Genomic DNA, 10,931 nt, shown 5'->3' on the forward strand with positions numbered 1-10,931 from the left:
AATCGCCCCTACGCGGAGGTCCGGGAACCCGTAGGAGCGAATTCATTCGCGAATGGGAGCACGCCAAAGCATCGCCAGCAGCGCTGGCTCCTACCAAAGCGGGGGCGGCGTGGTCCCTCGCCCCCGCAACCGGCTCAACGCCAGTTGTACAGCTCTTTCTCGGTCAACTGGTGCATCGGCGTGACCTGGGCCTGGAAGGCTTGCATCGAGGCCCAGATGCGGCCGTTGAGGTCGGACTGGGCGGCCAGTTCGCCGAGGACCTTCTCGGATTCGTCGCGCATCGCTGCCAGCACCTCGTCGGGGAAGCGCTTGAGCAGGGTGCCCTGCTTCTTCAGCTCGTCCAGCGCCAGGGCATTGTTGTAGACGTAGTCGTCGAGCATGTCCTGGGTGGCGGCGCGGGCGGCTTCGGTGAGAATCGCCTGGAGGTCGGCCGGCAGGCTGTCGTAGGCCTTCTGGTTGATCAGCAGCTCGATCACAGCCTGCGGCTCCTGCCAGCCGGGGTAGTAGTAGTACTTGGCGGCCTTGTGCAGGCCGAAGGCCAAGTCGTTGTATGGGCTGACCCAATCGGTGGCGTCGATGGCGCCGGTCTGCAGGGCGGTGAACACTTCGCCGCCGGGCAGGTTGACGGTGGTGGCGCCGAGACGGTTGAGCACTTCGCCGCCCAGGCCGGGCATGCGGATTTTCAGACCCTTGAGGTCGTCCAGGCTGTTGATTTCCTTGTTGTACCAGCCGCCCATCTGCATGCCGGAGTTACCCGCTGCCAGCGGCTTCACGCCGAACGGGGCGTAGGCTTCGTCCCACAGGGCCTGACCGCCGCCGTGGGTCAGCCAGGCGTTCATTTCCGGGGTGGAGAGGCCGAAGGGCACGGCGGTGAAGAATTGCGCGGAAGCCACCTTTCCTTTCCAGTAGTAGGCGGCGCCGTGGCCGATCTCGGCGGTGCCGCGGGAAACGCTGTCGAACACTTCCAGCGCGGGAACCAGCTCGCCGGCGGCGTAGACCTTGATGGTCAGGCGACCGTTGCTCATGGCCTTGACCCGCTCGGCCAGGCGCTCGGCGCCGGTGCCGAGGCCGGGATAGTTCTTCGGCCAGGTGGTGACCATCTTCCACTGGTAGGTCTTGGCCTCGGTGGCGGCTTCCTGTTTGGCGGGGGCGGTGTCGTCCTTGCAACCGGCGAGGCCGAGGGTGGCGAGCAAGGCAGCGGCGGCACCGAAGAGGTGGCGGCGGTTCATCGGATCTTCCTTATGGCGGTTGGCCCTGGCGGGCGATTTTTCTTCTTGTGTCCTTTTCTGGTGGGAGCGGATCGGAGCGCTCCCGCAGAACCATGGGTAGGCGGCTATAGCGCTTCCAGCTTGGCATAGGCAAGCATCAGCCACTTGCTGCCTTCGCTGTCGAAATTCACTTGGACCCGCGCCTGGGCGCCGCCGCCTTCGAAGTTGAGGATCACCCCTTCGCCGAACAGCGGGTGCTGGACGCGCTGGCCCAGGCTGAAGCCGGTTTCCGGTACGGCGGCGCCGGCGAACAGGCTGCCGTTGCTGCGTCCGCCGGAGTAGGGCCGGCTGATGCTGTTGGACAGGCGCACTTCCTGAATCAGCGAGGGCGGCACTTCACGGACGAAGCGCGAGACCTTGTTGTAGGTCTCGCTGCCGTACAGCCGGCGGGTTTCCGCGTAGGTCATCACCAGGCGCTGCATGGCGCGGGTGATGCCGACGTAGGCGAGGCGGCGCTCTTCCTCCAGGCGGCCCGGCTCTTCCAGGCTCATCTTGTGCGGGAACAGGCCTTCCTCCATGCCCACCAGGAACACCAGCGGGAACTCCAGGCCCTTGGCGCTGTGCAGGGTCATCAACTGGACGCTGTCCTCGAAGTCGCCGGCCTGCTGTTCGCCGGCCTCCAGCGAGGCGTGGTCGAGGAAGGCGGATAGCGGCGTCTGGTCGTCCTCGAGTTCTTCGTTGTCGAAGGCACGGGCTGCGCTGACCAGTTCTTCCAGGTTTTCCACCCGGGCCTGGCCTTTCTCGCCCTTCTCGTCGCGGTGGTAGGCGAGCAGGCCGGAATCCTCGATCACCCGCTGGGTCATGGCGTGCAGCGGCAGGCTCTCGACCTTCAGGGCGAGGGTATCGACCAGTTCGACGAAGGCGTTCAGCGCGCTGGCGGCGCGGCCGGCGATGACCTTGGTGCCGACCGCCTGGTGCAGTGCGGCCCACATCGACAGGCCCTGGCTACGGGCGAATTCGCGCAGGGTCTCGACGGTCTTCTCGCCGATACCGCGCGCCGGCACGTTGATCACCCGCTCCAGAGCCGCGTCGTTGTGGCGGGTGTGGATCAGCCGCATATAGGCCATGGCGTTCTTGATTTCGGCGCGTTCGAAGAAGCGCTGGCCGCCATAGATGCGGTAAGGAATCTTCTCGCGCAGCAGTGCTTCTTCCAGCACCCGCGACTGGGCGTTGGACCGGTAGAGGATGGCGATTTCGCTGCGCGACATACCGTCCTTGATGGCCCGCTCGATGCCTTCCACCACGTAGCGCGCTTCGTCGTGCTCGTTGAAGGCGGCGTAGAGGGCGATGGGTTCGCCTTCGCAGCCTTCGGTCCAGAGTTCCTTGCCGAGACGCCCCTGGTTGTTGGCGATCAGCGCGTTGGCGGCTTTGAGGATGCAGGCGGTGGAGCGGTAGTTCTGCTCCAGGCGGATGGTCTCGGCATCCGGGAAGTCGCTGGAGAACTGCTGGATGTTTTCGATCCGCGCGCCGCGCCAGCCATAGATCGACTGGTCGTCGTCGCCCACCACCATCAGGCTGTCGCCGCCCTTGGCCAGCAGGCGCAGCCAGGCGTACTGCACGGCGTTGGTGTCCTGGAACTCGTCCACCAGGACGTGGCGGAAGCGCCGCTGGTAGTGTTCCAGCAGGCCGGGCTTGTCGCGCCAGAGGTCGAGGGCGCGCAGCAGCAGTTCGGAGAAGTCGATCACCCCGGCGCGGGCGCAGGCCACTTCGTAGGCTTCGTAGATCTTCAGCATGGTGCCGAGGAACAGGTCGCCGTTCGGCTGGATGTGCTGCGGGCGCAGGCCTTCGTCCTTCTGCCCGTTGATGAACCACTGGGCCTGGCGCGCCGGCCAGCGCTGCTCGTCGAGGCCGAGTTCGCGGATCACCCGCTTGACCAGGCGCTGCTGGTCGTCCGAGTCGAGAATCTGGAAATTCTCCGCCAGCCCGGCTTCCTGCCAGTGGGCGCGCAGCAGCCGGTGGGCGAGACCGTGGAAGGTGCCGACCCACATGCCCATCGGGTTGATGCCAAGCAGCTGCTCGATGCGCTGGCGCATCTCGGCGGCGGCCTTGTTGGTGAAGGTCACCGCCAGGATCGAGTGCGGCGAGGCGTTCTCGATCTGGATCAGCCAGGCGATGCGGTGCACCAGCACGCGGGTTTTGCCCGAGCCGGCACCGGCCAGGACCAATTGACGTCCGACCGGGGCGGCTACCGCCTGGCGCTGGGCGTCGTTGAGGGAGTTCAGCAGGAGAGAGAGATCGTCGCGCATCGCGGCATTCTAGGGGGCGGGGCGGATGGGGGCAAACCGGGGCGACGGTCAGGCACGCCTACCGCTTGTCGGTGGGGCGAAGGGCTCTGGAGCGGTCTTCCCATCCTAAAGATGGGGAAAGCGAGGCGATTCCGCCCCATCGGTGGTATTGGGCAGTCACTGGGGGTCGGGTATGCTCCCCCGACGCCCTAGGCAATCACTACAAGAAAAGCGCCTATGACCGCCACTTTGAATTGTGCCGTTTCAGAGTCGTTCGAGGACGACGAGCAGGCGATCCGCCGGCAGTTCGCCGAGGATATCGCCATCGAGCGTACGCGCCTGCTCTACCAGGGTTCCTGGGTGCCGACGCTGTTCATGCTGCTCAATGGGCTGGCCTGCGCCTACCTGCTGTGGGGGCCGGCGTCCGGGCTGGCGCTCGGCGGCTGGCTGGTCTGGCTGGTGCTGCTGGCCCTGCTGCGGCTGGTGCAGGTGGCCGCCTTCAATGCCGCGCTGCCCTCGCGCCAGGCGCGTTCGCACTGGCGGCGGATGTTCCTCGGCGGCGCCGCGCTGTCCGGCCTGACGCTCGCCTATGCCGTCGTCGTATTGGTGCCCCAGGATGCGTTCATCCAGCAGGCCCTGCTGTTCGGCCTGATCGCCGCGGCGATTCTTTCCGCCAGCGTCGCCTACGCCGTGAGCCTGCCGGCGTTTCTCAGTTTCGCCTTGCCCTGTCTGGTGCCCAGCATCGGCTACCTGCTGCTCAGCGGGCACACGATGCTGCGTGGCTGGGGCCTGCTCGGGCTGATCCTGCTGGCCGCGCTGCTGGTGGTGGCCTGGCAGGTCAACCGGCTGGTGCAGAGCAGCCTGATGCGGCGCTACCACAACCAGGCGCTGATCGAGCATCTGGAGCATGCCCGCCTGCAGGCCAACGGCCTCAACCAGGAGCTGGCCCGCGAGGTGGAGCAGCGCCGCCGCGCCGAGCGCGAGCTGCGCCGGGCCCACGACGAACTGGAAATGCGCGTCGCCCAGCGCACCCTGGAGCTGGACGAAACCAGCCACGCCCTGAGCAAGAGCGAAGCGCGACTGGCCCTTGCCCTGGAGGCCAGCGAGCTGGGCCTGTGGGACTGGGACCTGGTGAGCGACGAAGTGCACCACTCGCAGCTCAAGGAAATCTTCGGCATCGAACCGGGCGAGACCACCGTGCTGCGTGACCTCAAGCCGCGCCTGCACCCCGAAGACCTGCCGCTGCTGCGCCGGGCCCTGGTGGAACACCTCAAGGGCCGTAGCGACGGCTATGCCATCGAGTACCGCGTGCGCCATGCCGACGGCCGCTGGGTGTGGGTCGAGGATCGCGGCCGGGCGGTGGAGCGCGATGCCGAAGGGCGGGTCACACGTATGCTTGGCACGCGCCGCAACGTCAGCGCGCGCAAGCTGCGCGAGGAAGAACAGCGCCTGGCCGCCACCGTGTTCGAGGCGGCCAGCGAGGGCATCTTCATCCTCGATCCGGATTACCGCCTGCTGGCGGTCAATCGGGCATTCAGCGAGGTCACCGGCTACCGCCGCGAGGAGGTGCTCGGACGGGGCGTGAACGCACTGATCGCCAGCCGCGAAGCGCGTCGCCAATACCAGATGATCCGCCTGGAGCTGGAGCAACACGGCTCCTGGCAGGGCGAGCTGATCGAGACGCGCAAGAACGGCGAACTCTATCCCCAATGGCTGCAGCTCACTGTGGTGCACGACGGCCGCGGGCGGGTCAGCCATATCGTCGGCTTCCTTTCCGACCTGTCGGCGCGCCGCGAGGCGGAAGAGCGCCTGCGTTACCTCTCCCATTACGACGAACTGACCGGGCTGGCCAACCGCACCCTGTTCAAGGAGCGCCTGCACGAGGCCAGCCAACGGGCGCGGCAGAGCGGGCGCAGCCTGGCGCTGCTGCACATCGACCTGGACCGCTTCAAGCTGCTCAACGACAGCCTCGGCCATGAGGTCGCCGACCAGTTGTTGCGCCAGATGGCGCGCCGCCTGACCCAGGCGGTACCGGAAGCGGATACCCTGGCGCGGCTCTCCGGCGACGAGTTCGCCGTGCTGCTGGACACCTACGGCAGCCTTTCCAGCCTGGCCCGGCTGGCCAGCCGCCTGCTCGCCAAGCTGCGCGTGCCGATGGACATCGGCGGGCACGAACTGGTGGTCAACGCCTCCATCGGTATCAGCCTGCTGCCGGAGAACGCCCGGGAAATCTCCGCGCTGATCAGTCAGGCCAACATGGCCATGCAGCACGCCAAGCACCTGGGCGGCAACACCTTCCAGTTCTTCACCGACAACCTGCAGGCCTGCACCCTGGAGCGCCTGCAACTGGAAACCCAGCTGCGCAAGGCCATCGACGAGGGGCAGTTGGAGGTCTATTACCAGCCCAAGCTCAACCTGCTGGACGACTGCGTGCACGCCGCCGAGGCGCTGGTGCGTTGGAACCACCCGCAGCTCGGGCTGGTGCCGCCGTCCGACTTCATCGGCCTGGCCGAGGAAACCGGGCTGATCGTGCCGCTCGGCGAGTTCGTCCTGCGCGAAGCCTGCCGCCAGGCACGGGAATGGCAGCAGAGCGGGCTGGCGGACATTCGTGTCTCGGTGAACCTCTCGGTGCAACAACTGCGCCCCGGCAACTTCACCAGCCTGGTGCGCCTGGCTTTGGACGAGACCGGCCTGCCGCCACACTTGCTGGAGCTGGAGCTGACCGAAAGCCAACTGCTGGATAACGTGGAGAACGTCATCAGCACTTTCCGCCAGTTGCGGGGCCACGGGGTGAAGCTGTCAATTGACGACTTCGGCACCGGTTACTCCTCGCTCAGCTACCTGAAGCGCTTTCCGGCCGACTACGTGAAGATCGACCAGACCTTCATCCGCGACCTGTCCGCCGGCGGGGAGGACGCCGCGATCACCCGCGCCATCATCGCCATGGCCCACAGCATGGAACTCAAGGTGGTGGCCGAGGGCGTGGAGACCCAGGCGCAACTGGACTTCCTCAAGCAGCACCGCTGCGACGAGATCCAGGGCTACCTGGTGAGCCGGCCGGTGCGCGCGGAGGCATTCGCCGAGCTGCTGAAGGAGCAGGCGACGATCTGAACGGGGAGTGACCGCTGCCACGGTTTGCCTGCATACAAGGAGAACAAGATGGCAGAGCTTCCCCGACTCGGCGCCGGCCTGCGCCTGCTGCTGGCCTCGCAAGGCGTGGCGCCGATGGCCCTGAAAGTCCCGCTGCTGCAACGCCTGGGGCCGCAACGGGCGGCGCGGATGGCCGGGCACATGGCGCCCGACGAGCTGTACGAAATGATCGTCAACCTACCGGTGGACTTCCTCGCCGAGGTCACCACCCACCTCGACCCCCGCCTGATCCTCGACACCTACCTGCGCCTACCGGAAACCCTGCACCTGGACGTGGCCCGCGAGCTGCTCGCCCGCGGCTACCACGCCACGGCGGCGCGCTATTGCGAGTGCTTCCCGCCGGTGAAGGTGAAGATGCTGCTCTTCGGCCTGAACGACCCCGACGGGGTGCTGCAGATCGCCCGGCACATCCAGAACATGGACCTGATCGTCGATGCACTGCGCAGCGTGTCGGTGGGCTATCTGTGCACCCTCACCGAAGCGGCCGTGCGCAGCGGCAACGTCGCTATCTCGGTGCGGGTGCTCGGCGGGCTGCCGGCCCAGCGGCAGGCGGACCTCTGCGCTCACCTGCCGCCCGCCACGTTGAAAAGATTGCTGCCGCCGCTGTTGAAGGCCAGTGGCGAAGCCCTGCGCGTTCTGTTGCCGGAGCGGTTGCGCGAGCCATCCACCGAGCCCGGGATTTAGCCGCGCGTGGTAGTGCCATCCTCCAGATGGCGCATCAGCAGTGCATGGCGCAGGTCGAGATCGCTCGGCAGCGGCAGGTACAGGGTATGTCCGTCGCCCGGGGCCAGCGCCGTGCGTTCGCCGTTGCCTTTCTCCAGGGCGTCGAGGGTGAAGTGCACGTTGCCCTGGGGCGTCATCAGCTCCAGGCGGTCGCCCACGGCGAAGCGGTTCTTCACCTTAACCTCTGCCAGGGCACCCCGGCGTTCGCCGGTCAGCTCGCCGACGAATTGCTGGCGCTCGGACACGGACGTGCCGCGCTCGTAGTGCTGGTACTCGTCATGCACGTGCCGGCGCAGGAAGCCCTCGGTGTAGCCGCGATGGGCGAGGGACTCCAGGGTGTCCATCAGCGAACGGTCGAACGGCCGCCCGGCCACGGCGTCGTCGATGGCCCGGCGATAGACCTGGGCGGTGCGCGCCACGTAGTAATGGGACTTGGTGCGGCCCTCGATCTTCAGCGAATGCACGCCCATCCGAGTCAGCCGTTCCACGTGCTGCACGGCACGCAGGTCCTTGGAGTTCATGATGTAGGTGCCATGCTCGTCTTCGAAGGCGGACATGGCCTCGCCCGGACGACCGCTTTCTTCGAGGAGGAACACCCGGTCCGTGGGCGCACCCTGGCCGAGGGTGGGCTCGATCTGAGCCGCAGGGATCGGCTGCCACTGCTGCACCGCCGGCACGATGTCGCCCAGTTCGTTCTCCTGCGCTTCCTCGGCCTTGTACTCCCAGCGGCAGGCATTGGTGCAGGTGCCCTGGTTCGGGTCGCGCCGGTTCAGGTAGCCGGACAGCAGGCAACGCCCGGAATAGGCCATGCACAGCGCGCCGTGGACGAACACCTCCAGCTCCATCCCAGGCACCCGCTCGCGAATTTCGCCAATCTCCTCCAGCGACAGCTCGCGCGACAGGATCACCCGGCTCAGCCCCTGGCGCCGCCAGAACTCCACGCTCGCCCAGTTCACCGCGTTGGCCTGTACCGACAGGTGCACCGCCATGTCCGGGAAATGCTCGCGCACCAGCATGATCAGCCCCGGGTCGGACATGATCAGCGCATCCGGTGCCATCTCCACCACCGGCTTCAGGTCGTCGAGGAAGGTCCGCAGCTTGGCGTTGTGCGGTGCGATATTCACCACCACGTAGAACTGCTTGCCCTGCCCGTGGGCCTCGGCGATCCCCAGCGCCAGGTTGGCGTGGTCGAACTCGTTGTTGCGCACCCGCAGGCTGTAGCGCGGCTGGCCCGCATACACCGCATCCGCCCCGTAGGCGAAGGCGTAGCGCATGGACTTCAAGGTGCCGGCGGGAGAAAGAAGCTCGGGAGCGTGCATCGAAACAAAGCTCTACGTGGCGAAGAACCGGGCATCCTAGCGGCGCCAATCCGGCCGAGTATTGAGCTGAGGCAAGGAAATGGCGTTTATCGGGCCCCGCGTTTGTAGGAGCGAACTCTGTTCGCGATTGTGCTGCACAGAATTATCGCCAGCAGAGCGGGCTCCTACGAAAGCGATTCGGCGGCTGCGCAGCCTGTCGGGATCACGGCTTAGTCGCGACGATATAGACCGAATGCCAATACTTGCCATCGGGGTGTCCGGGCATGCTTTTCTGCTCCATGACATCGCTCATTTCCCGGGTGTTCTTCTGGTAGCTCTTGCCGTCCCCGGCCTGCAGCGTATTACCGATGCACTCCACCGAAAGGCCAGCCTTCTCGAACATATCCAGCATCTGCATATCCGACCGCAGAGTGAGTGTGCTCTTCGCATCGTTTTTGCTGAAATGCTCGTCGCCGTAACAGGACAGCACGACTTTCCCGCCTGAGGCCAAGGCCGTATGGATGCCTTTCAGGGTGTCTGCCAGCGCCTCGTCCGACAGATAAGGCGCCACGGCCTGCATGACGACGAGATCGGCGCTGTTCTCCTTGACCTTGCCCGCGGAAAAGGCTTCCTGGAAGGTCCCCGAGAAGGTCGCCAGGCGCTCGGGATTTTTCAACACCGAATCGCCGCCCTTGACTTTCTCCTCGATGAACTTCGCCGACTGCGGGTCCGGGTCCAGTGCCAGGATGCTCGCCTCCTGGTACTTCTTGCCGAGCTGTACCGTGGCACCCCCGTGGGCCGCGCCGATATCGACAATGTTGCTCGCCTTGTCGGGCAGCAGCCCGTGCTGGAAAGCCCAGGACACCGACGCGGCCACCGCGTTGACCTTCATCCTGTCGTAATCCATCAGCTTGCCGGTGGTTTTTTCATACAGCGCTGCGATGCCGGTATAGACGCCGCGCTGGAACAACATGTTGCCCGGCGGCAGGCGGCTGGCATGAGCGCCCATCGAGTGCTTCGCGAAATCGTCCTGCCGGAAAGCGGGGGCGCCAGCATTGGTGTTACCGAGGAACTTTCGCTCCAGCTTTCCCAGCGTCTGATTCCAGGCTTCACTGGCGCTCGACAAGGGGCGCGCAGCGTGCGGCGCATGCAGGCTCGTGGCAACGATTACGCCGCGGAAGAGGTTGCCGATCGAACTCATCCCGACCATGACATGCGCTCCTATGCCTTGGGTTGGAAGGCTTGCGCCGTGGCCGGCCGGATGCGCCCTTGCGCCTGCGCGAGTCGTTCGCGCAGCAGGCGGGCCGTCGAAAAGGCACGGGTGATCCGGTCATTGAAGGTAGAGAGGTCCAGCGTGCGGGCCTCGATCCGCTTGCAGTACAGGAAGGCGTCGTCGTCCACGTCATAGGCAACCGCCCCACCGTTGAGACAGGCCACCTCGTGATTGAGCGTCAGCGCCGCCGCCAACTGATACGACTGTCCCTCGGACAGCAACCGGGCAATCCGGACCGTGAGGGCGAACACCTCGCCTTCCGCGTCCGTGCAGGTAATCGCCATCTCCTCTCGGTCGGAGCCTGCAAGCACCCAACGATCCGGCACCTCCGGGACCGGTCGAGCACCCAGTTGCACAGGGCTGATGCGCAGCCGCTTGCGTTCGATTTCCATGGCAGTTCCTGTAGGCATCAATGCCGCCCAGCCATGTTGGCCAGGCGGATCGTTTGTTCTTGTTCTGGCGCCAAGCGATACCGATTCGCCGGATTGCTGAACCGAAAGGCAATCCCACGTTGCTCGACATACGAACCATGAGTGACGTCACGGTTGGAAATGGTTCCATGGTGTTGGGTGGGTGAGCGGCTGGCCGTTGAGCTGGATGGCGGTCAGGGCGCCGCCGGGCGGATGGCGGTTGTAGTGCAGGCCGGTTTCGGCGTCGAAGTATTGGCCCTGGAAGCGCAGGGGGTTGTCGATATCGGCGATTTCCACCTGGGCGACGTTGCCGTTGGCGCGGTATTTGACGGACCAGAGGATGGCGCCGCCGGGGCTGGTGAGTTCCTGCGGGGTGCCGAGGTGGTCGAGCTGGTAGTAGCAGGGTTGGGCTTGTTGGCCTTCGCCCTGGAGCAGGGCCAGGGGGCGGTAGGTGCCGGGTTCGTAGACGTAGCTGCGGTAATGGTCCGGCGCGCTTTCGGCGATGAGGCGTTCGCCCTGCCAGAGGAATTCGGTGGTGCGGCCGTCCAGGGTCTTGGCGATGCGCCGGCCGAAGGCGTCGTAGC

General features: G+C 65.9%; 8 protein-coding genes. 2 read left to right on the top strand and 6 right to left on the bottom strand.

The features are described 5' to 3' along the window. Window positions 1–134: 134 nt before the first annotated feature. Together BZL41_RS25600 and uvrD are read right to left on the bottom strand one after the other, a co-directional pair. On the bottom strand, window positions 135–1,229 hold the full coding sequence (locus tag BZL41_RS25600) for a TRAP transporter substrate-binding protein (protein WP_095601868.1): 1,095 nt from the start codon (window positions 1,227–1,229) through the stop codon (window positions 135–137). 104 nt (window positions 1,230–1,333) lie between these two features. Next, a complete protein-coding gene (gene uvrD / locus BZL41_RS25605; RefSeq protein ID WP_095601869.1) occupies window positions 1,334–3,514 on the bottom strand; it encodes a DNA helicase II in 2,181 nt (726 codons plus the stop codon). A 216-nt stretch (window positions 3,515–3,730) separates the two neighbouring features. On the opposite strand from uvrD, the gene BZL41_RS25610 reads away from it, so the two are divergent. Both BZL41_RS25610 and BZL41_RS25615 read left to right on the top strand, forming a co-directional pair. Next, entirely contained in the window at window positions 3,731–6,604 is a 2,874-nt protein-coding gene (locus tag BZL41_RS25610) for a bifunctional diguanylate cyclase/phosphodiesterase (protein ID WP_095601870.1), read from the top strand. Between the two features lie 48 nt (window positions 6,605–6,652). Next, window positions 6,653–7,327 carry a hypothetical protein gene (locus BZL41_RS25615; protein ID WP_095601871.1) on the top strand — a complete coding sequence of 225 codons (675 nt, stop codon included), beginning with the start codon at window positions 6,653–6,655 and terminating at the stop codon, window positions 7,325–7,327. Here the strand turns inward: BZL41_RS25615 and yegQ are convergent. The 4 genes from yegQ to BZL41_RS25635 form a co-directional block, all read right to left on the bottom strand. Next, complete coding sequence (gene yegQ / locus BZL41_RS25620; RefSeq protein ID WP_095601872.1) at window positions 7,324–8,685, bottom strand: tRNA 5-hydroxyuridine modification protein YegQ; 1,362 nt, start codon at window positions 8,683–8,685, stop codon at window positions 7,324–7,326. The two genes, BZL41_RS25615 and yegQ, sit on opposite strands and share 4 nt — an antisense overlap. A gap of 202 nt (window positions 8,686–8,887) precedes the next feature. Beyond that, entirely contained in the window at window positions 8,888–9,874 is a 987-nt protein-coding gene (locus tag BZL41_RS25625; RefSeq protein WP_095601873.1) for a class I SAM-dependent methyltransferase, read from the bottom strand. Between the two features lie 11 nt (window positions 9,875–9,885). Beyond that, window positions 9,886–10,329: a type III secretion system chaperone gene (locus BZL41_RS25630; RefSeq protein WP_095601874.1), complete on the bottom strand. Its 444-nt coding sequence runs from the start codon at window positions 10,327–10,329 to the stop codon at window positions 9,886–9,888. Window positions 10,330–10,476: 147 nt separating this feature from the next. Then, window positions 10,477–10,931, bottom strand: a 455-nt coding sequence (locus BZL41_RS25635; RefSeq protein ID WP_143518159.1) for an RHS repeat domain-containing protein, incomplete at its 5' end; no start/stop codon positions are given.

Origin of the sequence: Pseudomonas sp. PIC25 (assembly GCF_002286785.1) — a bacterium.
In the GTDB taxonomy this organism is placed as follows: domain Bacteria; phylum Pseudomonadota; class Gammaproteobacteria; order Pseudomonadales; family Pseudomonadaceae; genus Pseudomonas_M.